Annotated in this window: 11 protein-coding genes; 8 read left to right on the top strand and 3 right to left on the bottom strand. The window is 74.3% G+C overall.

The window, feature by feature from the left end; genetic code table 11:
- The first annotated feature begins 5 nt into the window (after positions 1-5).
- The 6 genes from AB0E05_RS05365 (at position 6) to moeZ (ending at position 8579) form a co-directional block, all read left to right on the top strand.
- The gene (locus AB0E05_RS05365) at positions 6-1529 is read left to right on the top strand and encodes a DUF3152 domain-containing protein (RefSeq protein WP_361959149.1); all 1524 of its coding nucleotides are present in this window, start codon (positions 6-8) and stop codon (positions 1527-1529) included.
- 296 nt (positions 1530-1825) lie between these two features.
- Positions 1826-3643 carry a DUF3492 domain-containing protein gene (locus tag AB0E05_RS05360; protein ID WP_361959146.1) on the top strand — a complete coding sequence of 606 codons (1818 nt, stop codon included), beginning with the start codon at positions 1826-1828 and terminating at the stop codon, positions 3641-3643.
- A complete protein-coding gene (locus AB0E05_RS05355) occupies positions 3640-5007 on the top strand; it encodes a hypothetical protein (protein ID WP_361959143.1) in 1368 nt (455 codons plus the stop codon). The genes AB0E05_RS05360 and AB0E05_RS05355 overlap by 4 nt, the downstream gene beginning before the upstream one ends.
- Positions 5008-5346: 339 nt before the next feature.
- Positions 5347-6414 carry an NAD-dependent epimerase/dehydratase family protein gene (locus AB0E05_RS05350; RefSeq protein ID WP_361959140.1) on the top strand — a complete coding sequence of 356 codons (1068 nt, stop codon included), beginning with the start codon at positions 5347-5349 and terminating at the stop codon, positions 6412-6414.
- 41 nt (positions 6415-6455) lie between these two features.
- Positions 6456-7337 carry a spherulation-specific family 4 protein gene (locus AB0E05_RS05345; protein ID WP_361959868.1) on the top strand — a complete coding sequence of 294 codons (882 nt, stop codon included), beginning with the start codon at positions 6456-6458 and terminating at the stop codon, positions 7335-7337.
- A 63-nt stretch (positions 7338-7400) separates the two neighbouring features.
- A complete protein-coding gene (gene moeZ, locus AB0E05_RS05340; RefSeq protein ID WP_361959137.1) occupies positions 7401-8579 on the top strand; it encodes an adenylyltransferase/sulfurtransferase MoeZ in 1179 nt (392 codons plus the stop codon).
- A gap of 140 nt (positions 8580-8719) precedes the next feature.
- Here the strand turns inward: moeZ and AB0E05_RS05335 are convergent, their stop codons facing one another.
- The 3 genes from AB0E05_RS05335 to AB0E05_RS05325 all read right to left on the bottom strand — a co-directional run bounded on the left by AB0E05_RS05335 (position 8720) and on the right by AB0E05_RS05325 (position 14858).
- Positions 8720-10306 carry an alpha/beta hydrolase gene (locus AB0E05_RS05335; protein WP_361959865.1) on the bottom strand — a complete coding sequence of 529 codons (1587 nt, stop codon included), beginning with the start codon at positions 10304-10306 and terminating at the stop codon, positions 8720-8722.
- Between the two features lie 96 nt (positions 10307-10402).
- Positions 10403-12010 (bottom strand): alpha/beta hydrolase, encoded by a 1608-nt coding sequence (locus AB0E05_RS05330; protein WP_361959134.1) that lies wholly within the window; start codon positions 12008-12010, stop codon positions 10403-10405.
- An 85-nt stretch (positions 12011-12095) separates the two neighbouring features.
- Positions 12096-14858, bottom strand: coding sequence for a lysylphosphatidylglycerol synthase transmembrane domain-containing protein (locus tag AB0E05_RS05325; protein ID WP_361959862.1), 2763 nt, complete (start codon positions 14856-14858; stop codon positions 12096-12098).
- A gap of 458 nt (positions 14859-15316) precedes the next feature.
- Here AB0E05_RS05325 and AB0E05_RS05320 point away from each other — a divergent pair, with 458 nt between their 5' ends.
- Both AB0E05_RS05320 and AB0E05_RS05315 read left to right on the top strand, forming a co-directional pair.
- Positions 15317-15682: an MGMT family protein gene (locus AB0E05_RS05320; RefSeq protein ID WP_361959131.1), complete on the top strand. Its 366-nt coding sequence runs from the start codon at positions 15317-15319 to the stop codon at positions 15680-15682.
- A 269-nt stretch (positions 15683-15951) separates the two neighbouring features.
- Positions 15952-19347, top strand: coding sequence for an ATP-dependent DNA helicase (locus tag AB0E05_RS05315; RefSeq protein ID WP_361959128.1), 3396 nt, complete (start codon positions 15952-15954; stop codon positions 19345-19347).
- Positions 19348-19605 lie beyond the last annotated feature (258 nt).

The following is a 19605-nucleotide window of genomic DNA, read 5'->3' as shown; positions in this document are numbered from 1 at the left end:
GGCCCGTGGGACGACACAGCCGTAAGGGCCCCGGGCCCAAGGGCTCGAACACCGACGGCGGGGGCGGCGCGGCAGCCGGTGCCGACCCGGCGGGCGCGGCCGGCGCTCCCGGTGCCGCCCGGGTGCGGACCGCTGGCGACGCCGGCGGTGGCGACGCCGATCCGTACGGCGGTGCGGGCGGGCCGGGCGTCCTTCCGGCGTACGACGCGGGTGGCCACCCGGTGGTCGACCCCTACAGCGGCGACTCCTACGGCCAGGCTCCGCAGCAGGCGGCCGGTCCGGGTGCGTACCACCCCGGTCACGCCGCCCCCGGCGCGTACGACCAGGGCACCCCGCACCACCACGGTGGGGCGTACGGCTACGGGGCCGAGCACACGGCCTCCGGATACGGCGTCCCGACGGCCCGCGGCGGCCATCCCGAGCAGCACGAGGCGGGCGGCGGCTGGGGCGCCGGCACGCCGTCCGCGTACGACCACGGGCAGCACGGCCAGCAGCACCCCGCAGGGCCCGCGCAGTACGTCCACCCGGAGCACGCTGCGGCGCCGGTGGGCGCCCAGCCCGAGGCGGACCCCATGGGCTCCCGGATACCGGGCCCGCGCAGGGAGTTCGTCGACGCGTTCGACCCCGCCCGGCCGCCGGACGGTGCTGCTGCGCCGCCCGCCGCGCCGACTGCGCCGACCGCTCCGGACCCGGTCCCGCGCCCCAGGCGCGGCGGCAAGGGCCGCACCATCACCGGGATCGCCGCGGCGGCCGTGACCACCGTGCTCGCGGTCGTCGTCGCCGGGCAGGTCTCCGCCGAGAACGAACGCCGCAAAGAGGTGCCCGCCACGGGCGACGAGCGCGGTGACGCGGCCGAGTCGGCGTCCCGCTCCGACGGCCGGCAGGGCGGGCCGCGGCCGCACGCCCGGGACAGCGAGCCGAAGGCCCCCACGTACGAGCAGCAGATGGCCGCCCGGTTCCCCATCGACCCCGACTCGACCGCCGAGGGCACCTTCGAGACCGTGCCGGGGTTCGACAAGGCACCCGGCCCGGGCAAGAAGGTCCGCTACCGGGTCGACGTGGAGAAGGGGCTCGACATGGACGGTGCGTTCTTCGCCGCCGCCGTGCAGCGCACCCTGAACGACGAGCGCAGTTGGGCCCGCAAGGGCGCCATGAGCTTCGAGCGGATCTCCTCCGGGGACCCCGACTTCGTCATAACGCTGGCCAGCCCCGGCACCACGGACGTGTGGTGCGCCAAGTCGGGGCTGAACACCTCCATCGACAAGGTGAGCTGCGACTCGGCGTCCACGAGCCGGGTGATGATCAACGCGTTCCGATGGGGGCAGGGCTCCGAGACGTACGGGGCGGACGCGATGCTCTCCTACCGGCAGATGCTCATCAACCACGAGGTCGGCCACCGGCTCGGCCACGGGCACGTGAGCTGCCGCACCGAGGGGTCGCTCGCCCCGGTGATGCAGCAGCAGACGAAGTCGCTGAAGATCGACGGGATCAGCTGCAAGCCCAACCCCTGGGTGTATCCCAAGGGGTGACGGCGCCCCGGTCGTCAGGTCGCCTCCCCTCTCGACCAGGTTCCATGGCCCCTTTTTGGGGCTTTTCCGGTGTTTCGTACGGCGTGAGGGAATGGCCCCAGCCTGACGATCGGTAACGGAGTGCATCTGTAGCGCGACAGAACGCTATCGCGCTGTGAAAGTCACGTGTATTCACCCCTTCCGGTGGCGCGGCGGACAACCGTCCGTCGTGCCACCGTCCCGGCGGCTTACGGTCGTTCCGCCGCGTGTCACCGGGTCAACGGTGGCCGCTCACACGCGAGATCGGGGGTGTGCACGTGCGGGTCGGACTGCTCACGGAGGGTGGTTATCCGTATGCGTCAGGTGAGTCGTCGGTGTGGTGCGACCGGCTCGTGCGCGGGCTCGTGCAGCACGAGTTCCACGTGTACGCGCTCGGTGGCGCCACCCCCTGGGACGGCCGCGCCGTCCCGTTGCCGCCGCAGGTGCGGCAGGTCCGCACCGCGCCGGAGCTGACGCCCGGCGACGGCGGGCGTCCGCTGCCGCGTCGCGGGCGCCGGCGCTTCGTCGACCACTTCGCGCAGGTCGCGAGGGCGATCTGCACCCCCGGCCCGGACGGGGCAGACGCCTTCGCCGACGGGCTGTACGGCCTCGCCGACCTCGCCCGCGGGTACGGCGTCCTCGGGGCGGACCTGCGCTCCGAACACGCCGTGCGCATCCTGGAGTCCGCCTGCCGTGCGCCCGGCGCGCACCGCGCACTGCACGGCGCCACCGTGCTCGACCACCTCACCGTGGCCGATGCGCTGGAGCGCCGGCTGCGCCCGCTCTCCCTGGACTGGTACGGGGACGGCGCCCTCGGGTCCGTCGACCTCTGCCACGCCGTCTCCGGCGGAGCCGCGGCCGTCCCCGGGCTGTTGGCCAAACGCTTCTGCGGGGTTCCGCTGCTGGTCACGGAGTACGGCGTACAACTGCGGGCGCACTACCTCCGCCAGGTCGACCACGCCGACCGTCCCGGGCACGCCGAGCGAGGCGGGCAGGGCGCGCGGCCTGGTCGAGGCGGCGCCCCGAGCGCGGTTCGCGCCGGTTCGCGCCGGAGCCCGGCCCGGGGCGCGTACGCCGGGGGTCAACCGACCGCGCGGCGCGCCCCCCTGAGCACACCCGTGCGCGCCGTGCTCGCCACGTTCCAGCGCCGGCTCGCCACCGAGGTCTACACCCAGGCGACGATCATCACGCCCGGCAACAACCACGCCCGGCGCTGGCAGGAGCAGTGCGGTGCCGACCGGGCGAAGCTGCGCACGGTCCACCCCGGGCTCGCGGCCGACCCGTTCGCGTCCGTCGGCGAGGCCGAGCACGGCGGCGACCCGTACGCCCTCGTCTGGGTCGGCCGGATCGACCCGAGCAAGGACCTGATCGCGCTGCTGCACGCCTTCGCCGAAGTGCGCCGGGGCGAACCGCTCGCCCGGCTGTGGCTGTTCGCCCCGCCGGCCGACGGGCCGGCGGCCACCGCGTACCTCGCCCACTGCAAGGCGCTGGCCGCACAGCTCTTCCCGGACGAGGCGGCCGACGCGCACACCGTCGGGGACAACCCCGTCTCCTTCGAGGAACTCGGCGGCCCGGAGGCGCCCGAGCCCGCGGACGCCTACGCCGTCGGCGGGGTCGTGGTGCTCTCCAGCGTCGTCGAGGGCTTCCCGCACACGCTCGTCGAGGCCATGCTCTGCGGCCGGGCCACCGTCTCCACGGACGCCGGCGCCGTCGTCGAGGTGATCGGCGGCACCGGGCTCGTCGTCCCGCCGCGCAACCCCCGGGCGCTCGCCGACGCCTGTCTCGACCTCATCCGCGACCCGGCGCGCGCCGCCCGCCTCGGCGCCGCCGCGCGCGCCCGCGCACTCGAACTCTTCACCGCCGACCAGAACATCGCCGCCTTCCGCTCCCTCTACCTCGAAGTCATCTCCCGCGCCCCGGTCCACCGGGACGCCGTCGACGCGGCCGGCGGACCCCTGCCCTTCGGGCACCCCGCGGAGGCGCGGGTCCCGGTGGAGTGGCGGGGGCCGGAAGCCGCGGTCCGTACCGAGTCGACCGCCGAGACCTCCGGGCCCGGCCCGTTCGCACCGGTGACGGCCAAGGAGGCCCGCACATGACCACGTCACAGATCGCCGACCCGCCGCACGCGGACGAACCCGGTCCGCCGCAGAGCCCCGGGGGTTGGGACGAGCGCTCGGACGCGCTGCTCGGCACGGCGTCGGTCGGCGGGGCCGGGGCGCACGACGGCGCGGGGGCGAACGACGGCGCGGGCACCGACGCGGGTCGACGCCCGGGCGAGACGGGGCGTGCGCCGCACCGGACCGGACGCGCCGGCGCCAGGTCGGGCGCCGCGAGTTGGGGCCGGTCCGCCGCGACCCCGAAGAAGCCCGCCGGCACTGGCACCGGCGCTGTGGCCGGCCGCAGCGCGCCGCGCCGCGGCCCCGTCGACCCCGTGAAGACCCTGCTGCACCGCCACCGCGGGCTGTGCGAACGCGCCGTCGACCCCCTGGAGATCGCCGCCGGGCTCGAAGCGCACGGCGTGACCGACCGGACGGCCGCGCGCTTCCGCCACCGCGACGTGTTCGCGCTGGCGGAGGAGTTGTACGCCCGGGTCCCGCGGGACGACGAGGCGCCGCGGCCCCCGGGGCCCGCGCCCGCGCCCCCGCCGGGCGTCGCCTGGGCGCTGCTGCCGACCGTGCTCGCCGCCCTGACCGGCGCGGGCTGGCGGCTCCTGGACGGCACTCCCCGTACGGTCGCCGCGCTGTTCGGCACGCTCGCCGTCGCCGTCGCCGTGGTGCTCTGCCTGCGGTACGGGCCCCTGCGGGCGCGGGGGCGCACGGCGCGCACCACCGTCGTGTGGGCGCCGTGCCTGCTCGGTGCCGTCGGATACGGCTCGGGGCTGCTCGACGCCTTCGCCGCCGGCGGGCCCTTCGCCGTGCCCCCCTTCACGCCCGCGCCGCTGGTGGGGCTGGCGCTCGCCGTGGCGCCCGCGGCCTGGTGCGTCCGGCTGTTCTCCGTACGGGCCCGGCGACGGCTGGGGGTGAGCAGGGCGCTCGGCGCCTTCGCGTCCGGGGTGCGTCCGCTGCTGTTGGGCGTCGTCGCGCTGTACGCGACCGCTCTGGCCGGGGCGGTCGCGGCGAGCGCCGCGACGGTCGGCGCAGGGGAGGTCGACGGGGGCGTCCTCGCGGCGACCTGCGCGCTCGGGCTGCTGTTCTTCGTGGCCCGGCTGCTGATCGTGCACGGCTTCGCGCGGGACGCGGCCTTCGGGCTGGGCGTCGCCTGCGCCGGCCACGCCCTGGGGCCGGTGCTGCTGGCGGTCGGTCGGCTGCCGGGCTGCGACGTCGTGGGGCGCCCCGTCGAGGCGGTGCTGACGGCGTGGGGCGCGGGCGCGGCGTCCGCCCTGGTGTGCGGGCTGGCCGCCGCCGGGCTGCTGGTGCGGGCCGCGGGCGCACTGTCCCGGGCCTCCGCGCACGCCTCATGACCTGCGCAGCGCCCCGGCCGCCGGGCCGACCGGCGCCGGACCTCTGAGTCGTACGTGCAAGGCCCGACGTACCAGAAGTGCCGGCCGTACCGGGCGGCTCGGCCGGGGCGGTCGCGCCAGCACCGCCGCCGCAGCCGTGCCGGCCGTGTCGGCGGCCCGGGCAGCACGCACCACCTGCACCTCCCCCACGAGTCGTACCAGCCGTACCAGTCCGTATCTGCCGTACCTGTCGTCATCCGCTGAATCAGCCGTCGCCGAACCCAGACGACGCCCTAAGGAGAGACCCGACATGAACCGCCAGTCCCCAGCCATGAACCGTCGGTGCGAAAGGGTCGCGCGATGAGGGTGTTGCTGCTCGGTGCCAATGGATTCCTCGGCCGCTTCGTCGCGGACCGACTGCTCGCCGACCCCGCCGTCCACCTCACCGCCCTCGGGCGCGGGGACGACGCCGACGTGCGCTTCGACCTCGCCGGCGGCAGCCCCGGCGCGCTCACCCGCTTCCTGACCGCAGTCCACCCCGGCGTCGTCATCAACTGCGCCGGGGCCACCCGCGGCGGCGCCCGCGAGCTGACCCGGCACAACACCGTCGCCGTCGCCACCGTCTGCGAGGCGCTGCGCCGCAGCGGCTGCGGGGCGCGGCTGGTCCAGGTGGGCTGTTCCTCGGAGTACGGGCCGTCCCAGCAGGGCTCGTCGACGGCGGAGGACGCGGTGCCGCGGCCCGGCGGCCCGTACGGCGTGAGCAAGCTTGCCGCGACCGAGCTGGTCCTCGGCTCCGGGCTGGACGCCGTGGTGCTGCGGGTCTTCTCGCCCGTCGGCCCCGGCACCCCGGCCGGCTCCCCGCTGGGTCGGCTCGCCGAGGCGATGCGCCGTGCGATGCAGTCCGGCGACGGCGAGTTGAAGCTGAGCGGCCTCGGCGTCCAGCGCGACTTCGTGGACGTGCGGGACGTGGCCCGCGCCGTGCACGCCGCCTCGCTCTCCGCCGCGCAGGGCATCGTCAACATCGGTACGGGCCGGGCCGTACGTCTCAGAGACGCGGCGGCGGTCCTCGCCCGGGTCGCCGGGTACGCCGGTGCGCTGCACGAGTTGGACGTGCCGCAGGGGCGGCCGGGGGCGCTCGGCGGCGGACCCCTCGGCCACCAGGGGCACCCGGGTCATCCAGGGCACCCGGGCCACCCGGGGCACGGCCCCGGTCACGTAGGGCACGGGCCCGGCCACGGCATCGGGCCGCAGCGCTCCGAGTCCGTCCTGGAGCAGCTCTCCTCGACCCCCGTCCCGTACCCCGACGGCTGCGGGAGCTGGCAGCAGGCGGACATCCGCACCGCCCGCGACCGCCTCGGCTGGCGGCCCCGGATCAACCTGGAGGAGTCGCTGGCCGACATCTGGATGGAGGCGGCGTGTCGCATCTGACCACCCGGGCCCTGCGGCGCCGCGTCCCCGCCGCGTCCGGTCTGTCGCAGGCGCTCCGCGACCGCGACTGGGGCCGGCTGCGCATCGGCATCCCCGGCTACGCCCACCCGCTCGTCGCACCCACGGAGTGGGCCGAGCTGACCCGGCCCGGGACCCCGCTGGACTGGGTGGTGCTGAACGTGGCGAACGGGCCCGGAGCCCGTCCCGACCCGCACTGCCTGGCCGCCGCGGGTCAGTTGACGAACGCGGGCGTACGCGTCATAGGCCACCTCGACCTGGCCCGCGGCGCCCGGCCCTTCGCGGAGCTGGTCGCCGACGCCCACCACTACCTGGAGTGGTACCGGGTCGGCGGCTTCCTGTTGGACCGCTGCCCGGTCGAGCGCCCGGAGCTGGCGGGCGTGCGCCGGGTGACGGCGACGCTGAGCGTGCTCCTGGAGGGCCGGGGGCCGGGCGGGTCGGACGGGCACCTCGTCCTGGGGCACGGCGGCCATCCGTACCCGGGATACGCGGAGGCCGCGGACCAGTTGGTGACCTTCTCCGGTGCCTGGACGGAGTACCGCTGGTCGCAGGTGGCGGAGTGGACGGCCGGCTATCCGCCGGAACGGTTCGTGCACTTCGTCCACGGGGTGCCGCGCACACACCTGGACGAGGCCGTGCGGATCGCGCGCTGGCAGGGCGCCGGGACGATCTTCTTCACCGACCGCCCGGACCGCGCCCCGGCGGGCCCAGGGGGCCTCGCGGATCCCGTAGACCTCGGGGGCCCCACGAACCCCGTAGACCCTCCGAACCCCACAAACCCCACAGACCTCACGGTGCCCGCGGTCCGGGTCGACCCGGACCGGGAACGAATGGTGGCATTTGAGGCGCTGCCCGGCTACTGGGACGAAATCGTCTCGCGGATCGGACCAGGTGTCTCGGAATGAGTAGGCGCGTGGCAGTGTTACCAGGGAACAACCGTACTGACTTACCGACGCAACGGAGTCCCCGTGTCGCTGCCACCCCTGGTCGAGCCAGCTGCTGAGCTCACCGTCGACGAGGTCCGCAGGTACTCCCGCCACCTGATCATCCCGGATGTCGGGATGGCGGGGCAGAAGCGGCTGAAGAACGCCAAGGTGCTCTGTGTCGGCGCGGGCGGCCTGGGGTCCCCCGCGCTGATGTACCTCGCCGCCGCCGGAGTCGGCACCCTCGGCATCGTCGAGTTCGACGAGGTCGACGAGTCCAATCTGCAGCGCCAGATCATCCACAGCCAGTCCGACATCGGCCGCTCCAAGGCTGCGTCCGCGAAGGACTCGGTCCTGGGCATCAACCCGTACGTCGACGTCGTCCTGCACGAAGAGCGGCTCGAAGCCGACAACGTGATGGACATCTTCAGCCAGTACGACCTCATCGTCGACGGCACGGACAACTTCGCCACGCGCTACCTCGTCAACGACGCGTGCGTGCTGCTCAACAAGCCGTACGTCTGGGGCTCCATCTACCGTTTCGACGGCCAGGCGTCGGTCTTCTGGTCCGAGCACGGCCCCTGCTACCGCTGCCTGTACCCCGAGCCCCCGCCGCCGGGCATGGTCCCGAGCTGCGCCGAGGGCGGCGTCCTCGGCGTGCTCTGCGCCTCCGTCGGCTCCATCCAGGTCACCGAGGCGATCAAGCTCCTCACCGGCGTCGGCGAGCCCCTGGTGGGCCGGCTGATGATCTACGACGCCCTGGAGATGCAGTACCGCCAGGTGAAGGTCCGCAAGGACCCGAACTGCGCGGTCTGCGGCGAGAACCCCACCGTCACCGAACTGATCGACTACGAGGCGTTCTGCGGCGTCGTCTCCGACGAGGCCCAGGAGGCCGCGGCCGGCGCGACGATCACTCCCAAGCAGCTCAAGGAGTGGATCGACGAGGGCGAGAACATCGAGATCATCGACGTCCGCGAGGTCAACGAGTACGAGATCGTCTCGATCCCGGGCGCCAAGCTGATCCCCAAGAACGAGTTCCTCATGGGCGCGGCCCTGGAGAGCATGCCGCAGGACAAGAAGATCGTCTTGCACTGCAAGACGGGTGTCCGCAGTGCGGAAGTCCTCGCGGTCCTCAAGTCGGCGGGCTTCGCCGACGCGGTCCACCTGGGCGGCGGCGTCATCGGCTGGGTGAACCAGATCGAGCCCAGCAAGCCCGTGTACTGAGCCCCGCGAAGCACTGGGCACTTCCGGCCCCGGTCGCGTACCGACGTCCTCCCGACGCGGCGCACGGCCGGGGCCGCGCCATGTCCGGCGGACCCACCCGCGGGGCCGTCCGCCGGCCTCGGCCGCCGGTAGGACAGGCCCTAGCCGCAGGTCGTGCCGTTCTTCGGGACCTTGCCGCTCAACAGGTACGCGTCCACGAGACGGGTGACGCAGGGGGAGAAGCCGTACGAGCCGTGGTTCTGCCCCTTGCTGCTGATCAGCACCCCGACCCCGGCGCCCAGGCCCTCCGCCATCCGCTGCGCGCCCTCGTAGGGCGTGGAGGGGTCGCCGGTGGTGCCGATGACGAGGACGGGCGGCGCCCCCTTCGCCGAGACCTGCGGCTTCTCCCACGTGCCCTTCACCGGCCACTGCGCGCACCAGCCCGCCACGTCCCACGCCAGGTACGGGCCGAAGACCGGGGACACCCGGGTGAAGTCCGCCAGATGGCGGGACTTCACGTCGTCCGCGGTGGGCCTGGCCCGGGCATCGGCGCACGATATCGCCCGCTGCGAGTGGCTCTTCGTGGAGTAGCGGCCTTCGGCGTCACGGGAGTTGTAGCTGTCGGCGAGGTCGAGCAGCTTCGTGCCGTCGCCCCGCTCGGCGGCTGCCAGCCCCTCCGTCAGCAGCGGCCAGCGCTCCTCGCTGTAGAGGGAGAAGACGACGGCGGTGAGCGCGAGGGACTCGGTGAGTTCGCGGCCCGGTGACGCCGGCAGCGGCTTGCCGTCCAGCCGCTTCAGCAGCGCCGCGACCTCGGCCGTGCCGTCCTTGGCGCTGGTGCCGCGGCTGGTGAAGTAGTTGTCCAGGGCGCGTTGGAAGCCGAGGGCCTGGTTCCGCGCGCCGCCGGCGAAGTCCGCGGTGGGGTCGACGACCGCGTCCATGACCAGGCGGCCCACGTTCTTCGGGAAGAGGTGGGCGTACACGCCGCCGAGTTCCGTGCCGTACGAGAAGCCGAAGTAGTGCAGTTCGGCATCGCCCAGGACGTGTCGGATCAGGTCCATGTCGCGGGCGGTGTTCGCGGTGCTGACGTGGGGGAGGACCTTTCCGGAGCGCTGGGCGCAGCCGGCGCCGAAGGCGGCGGAGTCCGCCAGGAACGCCCTCTCCTCGGCGGGCGAGTCGGGGGTGTTGTCGACCCGGTGGGACGCTTCGGTCTCCCGGTCGTCGCGGCACACGACGCTGGAGCTGCCCGCCACGCCGCGCGGATCGAAGCTCACCAGGTCGTACCGCTCGTTGAGCTGGGTGAAGTCTTCGGCGAAGCCGGGCAACGCGCCGACGCCGGAGGCGCCGGGTCCGCCGAAGTTGAAGACGAGGGAGCCGATGCGGCGCTTCTCGTCCGTGGCTTCGGCGCGGATCAGCGCGAGGGACATCGTCTCGCCGTCGGGCGTCGCGTAGTCGAGCGGAGCCCGGATCGAGGCGCACTGCCAGCGCCCGCCCGGGGCGTCCGCGCCGGGGTCGCCCGCGGGGGCCTTGCACGGGCGCCACACGGGCAACTGCCCGGTGACGGAGGCGGGCAGGGCGCCGCCCGACGGACTAGCGGCCGGACTGCTGGGCGGGGCGCTCGACCGCGTGGCGTCCGGGCTCGGCCCTGTCGTGCCGCCCCCGTCGTCCGTGCAGCTGACGGCCGTCCCGGCGAGCAGCACGGCCGCCGCGACCAGCGCCCCCGCCCGAAACCTCCTGCGCACCGCGCGCATCTGCCCCATGCGAACCCCCCGTGGTCCGTGCCCGACCGATGCCGAACGCGTTCCATCGTAGGTGCCCCCACTGACAGCGCCGTGGCCGTGCGCGTCCTACGGGCACACCGTCCCGGCCGCGGGGACGCGCCCTTCCAGCAGGTACGCGTCGACGGCGCCCTTCACGCACGTGCTGGTCGCGCCGTACGCCCCGTGCCCCTGGCCCCGGTAGGTGATCTCGACGCCGACGCCCGGCCCGAGCGCGTCGACCATCGCCTTCGCGCCCTCGTACGGGGTGGCGGGGTCGCCGGTGTTGCCGATGACGACGATCGGCGGGGCGCCCGGCGCGGAGACGTCGGGGTGGTTCCAGGTGCCGCCGACGGGCCAGTTGGTGCAGCTGATCATGCCCCAGCCCAGGTAGTCGCCGAAGACCGCCGACGCATCGCGGAAGGTGGGCAGCTCCTTCTTCGTCTGCGCCACCGAGTAGCGGTCCTTGGAGTCCACGCAGCTGATGGCGTTGAAGGCCGCGCCCGAGTTGCTGTACTGGCCGTTCGTGTTGCGTCCGGTCATCGCGTCGGAGAGGGCGAGCAGCAGGGAGCCGTCGCCGCCGTCCGCCTCGCTGACGCCCGCCTCCAGGTACTCCCAGAACTCCTGCGAGTACAGGGACTGCGCGATGCCGTTCAGCGCCTGCGTCTGGGTCAGCTCCCGGCCGCTGCCGGTGGGGATCGGCTGGCGGTCGAGCCGCTCCAGCAGGTCGACGACGCCGGCCTCCACCTCCTCGACGGTGGTGCCGGCGAGCAGGCACTCGTCGCCGCGGTCCACGCAGTCCCGGGCGAAGTTGTCGAGGGCGAGCTGGAAGCCCTTCGCCTGACCCAGGGAGCTCTGCTCGGAGTCCTTGGTGGGGTCGACGACGGCGTCGAAGACGGCCCGGCCGACGTTCTTGGGGAAGAGGTGGGCGTACACGCCGCCGAGTTCCGTGCCGTACGAGATCCCGAAGTAGTGCAGCTTGGCGTCGCCGAGCACCTGGCGCATCAGGTCCATGTCGCGGGCCGCGTTGAGGGTGCCGACGTGGGGGAGCGCGTCGCCGGAGTTCTTCTTGCAGGCCGCCGCGTAGGACTTCAGGCCCTTCTCGTACGCCGTGATCTCGGCCGCGTCGTCGGGCGTGGCGTCCAGGGCGTAGAAGGCGTCGAGCTGCTTGTCGTCCTCGCACACCACGCCGGCGCTGCGGCCGACGCCGCGCGGGTCGAAGCTCACCAGGTCGTAGCGGGCGTTCAGGGCGACGTAGTCGGTCGCGGCGGCGGGGAGGGTGGCGACGCCCGAGCCGCCGGGCCCGCCGAAGTTGAAGATCAGCGAGCCGATGCGGTCCGCCGTCTGGGTGGCCTTCGCCCTGATCAGGGCGAGTTCGATCGTCTCGCCGTCCGGATCGGCGTAGTCGAGGGGCGCGTCCATGAAGGAGCACTCCCACTCCGAGCCGCCGGGCAGCGGGGCGGGCGACGGGCCGCCGCCCTCGGCCTCAGAAGGCGCCGGACACGGCTTCCACGTCAGCTTCTGCCCGGTGAGCTTCTTGCCCAGGGGCGAGGCGCCGGTCTCGGGGGAGGCCGTGCTCGCCTTCCCGCCGGCCGGATCCTTCCCCTTCTCGCCGCTCTCGGAGCAGCCCGCCGCCAGCAGCACGGACAGGGAGGCGACGAGGGCGGCGGCGCGGACGGCGCTGGCGGTGGTCGGCATGCCGCCATCGTGCGCGGTGGTGCAGCCGGGCGCCCCCGCGGCGGTCCATGCGGGTGGTTTCTCGACCGGGCCCTTGCCCCACGCCCTAGAGCGAACCCCGGCGCGTGAGGTGGTTGAAGGCGAACCAACCGGGCAGGACGGGCAGCCACAGTGTCAGGATCCGGTACAGCAGCACCGCGGCCGTCGCCACGTCCCGCGGCACTCCGGCGGCGATCAGGCCGAGGATCAGCGCGCCCTCGACCGTGCCCACGCCGCCGGGCGTCGGCGCGGCCGACCCCAGCGCGTTGCCCGCCAGGAAGACCACCGCGAGGCTCGCGTAACTCAGCGGTTGGTCGCCGCCGTTGAACGCCCGGATCGAGGCGTCCAGGCACATCACGAAGGCGAAGGTGAGCAGGAGCTGCCCGCCGATGCCCGTCAGCAGCTTGCCGGGCCGCTGGAGCACGTCCAGCATCCGCGGCACGACGCCTGCGAACAGCGACCGCAGCCGCGTCGAGACGAACTTGCGCAGGAACGGGATCGCGGTCACCACCAGCACCAGCACCGCGACCGTCAGCAGTCCGGCGATCACCGTCCTGGACGGGCTCAGGGACGGCGTCTTCTCCGTGCCGGTGAGGTAGCCGAAGGTCAGCAGGAGCAGGATGTGCGCGCCGAGGCCGAAGAGCTGCGCCGCGCCGACGCTCGCCACCGCGAGCCCGGGCCGTACGCCCGAGCGCTGGAGGAACCGGGTGTTCAGCGCGACCCCGCCGACCGCCGCCGGGGCGACGATCTTGACGAAGGAGCCGGCGACCTGGGCGAGGACCGTCTTGGGGAACGGCACGCGCTCGGGCACGAAGCCGAGCAGGCTCATCGCCGCCGCCAGGTAGCTGAGCACCGAGAACGCGACCGCGACCGCCACCCACACCCACTTGGTGCTGCCGAAGTCGGCGGCCAGGTTGTTGCCCGCGATCTGGGAGAGCAGGAAGTACGCCGCGATCGCGCCCGCGATCAGGCTCACCAGCGTCCGCGGCCGGATGCGTTCGAGCCGGACCGGCTCCACCGGCGCCTGGGGGCGGATCAGCAGCACCTGGTGACGGATCTGGGTGAGCAGGTCCTCCTCGCGGGCCTCGTCGAGCGCTTCGTCTATGGCCCGTTTGTTGGCCTGCTTCTCCGCCCGCTCGGACTTGCGCACGGCCTTCTTGCCGGCCGCCGCCGTGCGCTCGCCGGCCGCTTCGGCGCGGGCGCGGCGATCGGCGGCGGACGCCTCCAGGACGGCCTCCCGCTCCCGCTCGGCCCGCTCCCTGGCCAGCTTGCGCAGGGTCGCCCGGGTGGAGCGGCTGAGCGCGATCGGCTGGAGCAGCGGCAGACAGTCCGCCACGGCGTCGGGGCCCAGCACCTCCAGGGCGCCGGAGACCGCGCGTTCGGCGCCGACCCGCAGCCCGATGGTGACCAGCAGCTGGGCGACGTCCATCCGCAGCACCAGGTCGCCCGCGGCGATCTCACCGCCCCTGAGGTCGGTCAGGATGACCTTGCCGGAACGATCCACCAGGATGGCGTCGCCGGTCAGCCTGCGGTGCGCGATCCGACGCGACTGCAACGCCTTGACCTGGCGCCAGGCCCCCCGGACCACGTCGTCGGTGATCTCCTCGTCCGCCATGTCGTCCAGGCTGCGCCCGCCCAGGTGCTCGTACACGAGCATCACGGCGTCCGGGCCCAACTCGGAGGTGGCGATCAGCTTGGGGGCGTTCGCGCCGGCCGCGATCGCCGCGTACGCCAGCAGCGCCTCCTGCTCCAGGGCCTGGCGCAGGGACTGGAGGGAGGAGCGGCGGGTGGTGATGGTGCGCAGCGTCAGCCGGCGCCACAGCCGGTAGAAGAAGCCGTGCGCCTGCTGCTCGCGGTCGACGACGGTGACGTCGAGCGGCGGCCCGGTCTCCAGGGTGACCAGATAGCGCCGGCCCCGGTCGCCCTGCTCGGCGCCGCCGCTGCCGGCGGAGCGCAGCGGGGAGGACTCCGGTACGTCCTCGGCGCGCATCGCGGTGACCGGGCGGAACCCGACGTGGCGCAGGCCCGCCAGCAGGGTCTGCCCGGTGGGGCGGACGTTCGGCGAGCCGACCGCGTACAGCGTTCCGTACGCCACGGTCCAACCGAGCAGCACGGTGAGGATGATCGAGAACGGTGTGGTGTACCCGGCGACGAGCATCGCGAAGGCGTCCAGCAGCAGCACCACCCACAGCACGACCCGCCAGCGGGGTCTGCGGGCCATCCCGACCGCCGTCATGTACGCGATGACGGGGGCCAGGTAGCCGTGGACCGGGTCGGTGAGTCCGCCGCTCTGGGACTGGGTGAGCGCGTCCTGGATGCTGGCGGGCGCCACCCGGGCGACCCAGAGGTCGGTGGCGAGGGTGACGCCGTGGGCGAGCACGGCCGCGAGGACGCCGTCGGCGATGCGCAGCCCGTCCCGTTTGATCAGGCGTTCGATCGCGAAGGCGATGGGGACGAGCAGGACGGCGATGGAGGACACCAGACCGGCGAGCTTGACCAGGAGGTCGGGGGCCTGGCCGGTGCCCTTGTTGATGTCGTTCTCCAGGCCCGTGGTGGTGCCCTGGGCGAACGCGGCGATGGCGAGGACGACGGCGATCGCGAGGATGCCGACGAGGAAGCGCATGAGGTCGGAGGGGCGGTGGACGCGGGCGGCGAGCAGGGGCTCGTCGCCGGACACGCTGTCGACGCCGTCGGTGTAGGCGGCGTCCTTGCCGCGCCTGCCGCCGTCGGGGGAGCGGTCGGCACCGGGGGAGCGGTCGCCCGCACCCTCGCGCCGGCCGTTGTCACCGCTGTCGGCGCCGGCGTCGTCTACGTGCTTCTTGTCCTCGATCGGTCCTACGTCCTTGGTGGGGGGCGCCTTCCTGGGCGGGGCGCCGTCGGCGGGTGCGGCGGGGGTGCCGGGACCCGTGTGCTCCCGGTGGTCCGCGAACCCTCCTGGAGCGGGCCGGTCCGGCCCGCTCCAGGAGGGGTCAGCCGTCGTCCCGGGCTGCACGCCCTCCCCCTTTCGCCGTCTCGGTCTCTTCCTGCACTTCCTGCTGCTCTTGCTGAGCGCGCCTCACCAGTCACCGTCCGCACGATGGTGGCACGACCGGACGGCGGACGAGGGCATCAGGGGGCATCGCACGGACGTCGCCCGGATGATACTTCGGCTTTTGTCTGCTTTGCCGCTCATGGTGGTCCGGACCATTCGCAAACGCCCGCGCTGTGGCGGGGTTGGCGGCTTTGGTCGCGTCGGCTGCGTTGGCCGCGTTGGCTGTGTTGGCCGCGTTGTCGGTGGGGTGGGGCAGGATGGGCCGGATGGAAGAGCTTCCGGAGTACGCGGAGCGGGTCCTCGACGTCACGGAGCTGATCCCGCCCGGCCGCGTGATGACGTACGGCGACATCGCCGAGTGGCTCGGCGAGGGCGGGCCGCGCCAGGTCGGCCGCGTCATGGCGCTGTACGGCGGCGCCGTGCCCTGGTGGCGCGTGGTCCGCTCGGACGGCACGCTGCTGCCCGGCCACGAGCTGGAGGCCCTCGGGAACTACCGCGCGGAGGGCACCCCGCTGCGCGAGGCCCCGCCCGCCGCCGAGGGGCACGTACCGCGGATCAACATGAGGCTCGCCCGCTGGGACGGCGGCGACGGTGGTGGCGCGATAGACGACGCTCACACCTGACGGCTTCCGGCACGCGACGGCGGAGCTGACGGGGCCGGGACCGTACGGAGTACGAGGGCGGGGGACGGCGGTCCGGGCGCGTGGAGGCGCCGGGTGCGCCCGGGCGCCCGGCGGCGGCGAGGTAGCGTCGACTGCGCGCGGCCCCGGCCGCGCGGGGACGACCCGACGGGACTCCTCCCGTACCCCTTCCCGTGCTCCCCTCCGACTCTCCCTCCATGTCACTTCCAGCTCCATCAGCACCACCACACCCACCAGGACCGGCGATCCACGTGACCTCCTCCTCCACCACAGGGCGCACGCCGCACCCGCGACAGGGACGGCAGGGGGGCTTCCCGCGCCCGCAGGGAAACCGAGGGCGGGGCACGAGCACGTACCGGCTGGTCCGCACCCCGCTCGGTACCGTTGGTCCCCTCCCTCTGGACGCCGCGCAGCGCGCCGTGGTTGACCACGGCCACGGCCCCCTGCTCGTCCTCGCCGGCCCCGGCACCGGCAAGACGACCACCCTCGTCGAGGCGGTCGCCGCCCGGCTGGCCAAGGGCGCCGACCCCGAGCGGATCCTCGTCCTCACCTTCAGCCGCAAGGCGGCCGTGGAGCTGCGGGACCGGATGGCGCTGCGCCTCGGCGGCGCGCGCGGCCCGCAGGCCACCACGTTCCACTCCTTCTGTTACGCCCTGGTCCGCGCCCACCAGGACGCCGAGCTGTTCGCCGAGCCGCTGCGGCTGCTGTCGGGCCCCGAACAGGACGTCGCCGTGCGCGAACTGCTCACCGGCCAGCTCGACCTGGAGGGCGAGGGGTTGGCCCGCAACCGCTGGCCCGACGAGCTGCGGGCCTGTCTGACCACCCGGGGGTTCGCCGACGAGGTGCGGGCCGTGCTCGCCCGCAGCCGGGAGCTGGGCCTGGACCCCGCGTCCCTGGCGCGGTTCGCCGCGCGCACCGGACGGCGCGACTGGGGGGCCGCGGCCTCCTTCCTCGCGGAGTACCTGGACGTCCTCGACATGCAGGGCGTCCTCGACTACGCCGAGCTGGTGCACCGGGCGGTCCTCCTCGCCGAGCGCACGGCGCCCGCGCGCTCCTTCCCGCACGACTTCCCGTACGACGCGGTGTTCGTGGACGAGTACCAGGACACCGACCCGTCACAGGTCCGGCTGTTGAAGGCGCTCGCGGGCGGCGGCCGGACCCTGGTCGCCTTCGGCGACCCCGACCAGTCGATCTACGCCTTCCGGGGCGCCGACGTGAACGGCATCCTCGGCTTCCCGACCGCCTTCCCGCACGCGGACGGCGCCCCCGCGGGCGTCGCCGTCCTCACCGCGTCCCGGCGCAGCGGCGAAACGCTGCTCGAAGCGACCCGTCTGCTCACCCGGCGGATGCCGCTGACCCGGCTGCCCGGCGACAAGGTCCGCGCCCACCGGGACCTCGCCGCGACGCGCGGCGGCGGGCGCGTGGAGGCGTACACCTACCCCACGTCCTCCGCCGAGCTGGACAACGTCGCCGACGTCCTCCGCCGGGCCCATCTGGAAGACGGCGTCCCATGGCACGACATGGCGGTCCTCGTCCGCGCGGGCAACCGCACCATCCCCGCGATCCGCCGCGCCCTGACGTCCGCCGGGGTGCCGCTGGAGATCGACGGCGCGGACGTGCCGCTGCGCCACGAACCCGCGGTCGCGCCACTGCTGACGGCCCTGCGTGCGGTGGCGGCGCAGCCCGCCGACGGCGACGCAGGTAGTAAGGACGGCGCCGACGGCGAAGGCGGCGAGGACGGCGACGCGGGTGGCGAGGACGGGGCATCGGGCGGCTGGCTCGACGTCGAGACCGCGCTGACCCTGCTCAGCTCCCCCCTCGGCGGGATGGACGCCGCCGACCTGCGCAAGCTCGGCCGCGCCCTGCGCGACGAGGAACGTGCCGCGGGCAACCGCCTGCCCCCGCCGTCCGACCTCCTGATCGCCCGCGCCGTCGCCGAACCCGAACGACTGGTCGCCCACGACCCCTCGTACGCCCGCCGCGCCCAGGAACTCGGGCGGTTGCTGGCCCGGGCCCGCGCCGTCCTCGACGGCGGCGGCACGGCGGAGGAGACCCTGTGGACGCTGTGGAACGGCACGTACTGGCCGCAGCGACTGGAGAACGCCGCCCTGCGCGGCGGCGCGGCCGGACGGAACGCGGACCGCGACCTGGACGCCGTGTGCGCACTGTTCGACACCGCCGCACGGGCCGAGGAGCGCACCGGCGGGCGCGGCGCGCTCAACTTCATCGAGGAGATCGAGGCCCAGGACATCGCCGCGGACACCCTCTCCGGCCGCCAGGAGCGCCCCGACGCGGTGCGCCTGATGACCGCGCACCGCTCCAAGGGCCTGGAGTGGCGCCTGGTCGTCGTCGCCGGCGTGCAGGAGGGGCTCTGGCCCGACCTGCGCCGCCGCGGCTCGCTCCTTGAGGCCGACCGCATCGGCCGCGACGGCCTCGCCGAACCCCTCACGCCCGGCGCGCTGCTCGCCGAAGAACGACGCCTCTTTTACGTCGCCGCAACCCGCGCGCGCGAGCGCCTCGTCGTCACTGCGGTCCAGGCGCCCGCCGACGACGGCGACCAGCCGTCCCGCTTCCTCGCGGAACTCGGCGTCACCCCGGTCGCCGTGGCCGGCCGCCCCCGCCGGCCCCTCGCCGTCGCCGCGCTCGTCGCCGAGCTGCGCGCCACGACCGTCGACCCCGACGCCTCGCCCGCGCTGCGGGACGCCGCCGCCCGACGGCTGGCCAAGCTCGCCGCGCTCCAGGACGACGAGGGCCTGCCGCTGGTCCCCGCGGCGCACCCGCAACGCTGGTGGGGCCTGCACGAACCCACCCAGAGCAGCGCCCCGCTACGGGACCGCGACCAGCCCGTCGCCTTGTCCGGCAGCGCCCTGGACCAGCTCGCCAACACCTGCGCGCTCCAGTGGTTCCTGGGACGGGAGGTACGGGCGGACGAGCCCGCCACCGTCGCGCAGGGCTTCGGTAACGTGATCCACGTCCTCGCCGACGAGGTCGCCTCCGGCCGCACCCCGGCCGACCTCGCCGTTCTGATGGAGCGCCTCGACTCGGTCTGGGACGCGCTCGCCTTCGACGCGCCCTGGAAGTCCGAGCAGGAGAAGCGGCACGCGCGCGCGGCGATCGAACGCTTCCTGCGCTGGCACGTGATGGACCGCGCGGGGCGCGTCCCGGCGGCGACGGAGCGCGAGTTCGACGTGACGTTGGAGGCGGGGGAGTACGAGGTGCGGATCCGCGGCTCCATGGACCGCGTCGAGCGGGACGCGCAGGGCAGGGCGTACGTCGTCGACTTCAAGACGGGCAAGCAGGCCCCGACGGGCGAGGAGGTCGCGCGCCACCCGCAGCTCGCGGTGTACCAGCTCGCGGTGCGCGAGGGCGCGGTCGACGAGGTCTTCGACGGCCGCCGCCCCGAGCCCGGCGGCGCCGAACTGGTCCACCTGCGCCAAGCGGCCCCCCGCAAGGAGGGCGGCGACGCCGCCCCCAAGGTCCAGGCGCAGGAGCCCCTGGCGGGCGAGTGGGTGGGCGACCTGCTGGCCACGGCGGCGGGCCGCGTCCTCGACGAACGCTTCACCCCCACGACGGGCCCCCACTGCACGACCTGCACCTTCCGCACGTCCTGCACGGCGCAGCCCGAGGGCCGTCACGTGGTGGAGTGACCTCCTGGCACCCCTCCGGGCTGCGGCGCTCCCGAGACCCCGGTGGTTCCCCTCCCCGGACCGGTCCCACGATTCAGCTGTGGCTGTCCTGCTGCGCCGTGGCGACTGGGACTGTCTGTGGCGTCCCCTGCGGTGTGCGTTGCTCTCTGCGGCCCGGTGGTGGGCTTGTCGCCGTTCCTCCGATCGCCCGGGCCGTGATGGAGGCGGCCATCACCGGATGAGCCGGCCCGGCGCGGCGTCATGGTTCGGATCACGAGG

This window comes from Streptomyces sp. NPDC048057, from assembly GCF_040653095.1.
Classification (GTDB): Bacteria; Actinomycetota; Actinomycetes; order Streptomycetales; family Streptomycetaceae; genus Streptomyces.
The sequence above is the reverse complement of the archived record's forward strand: the minus strand, read 5'-3'. Positions and strand labels throughout refer to the sequence as shown.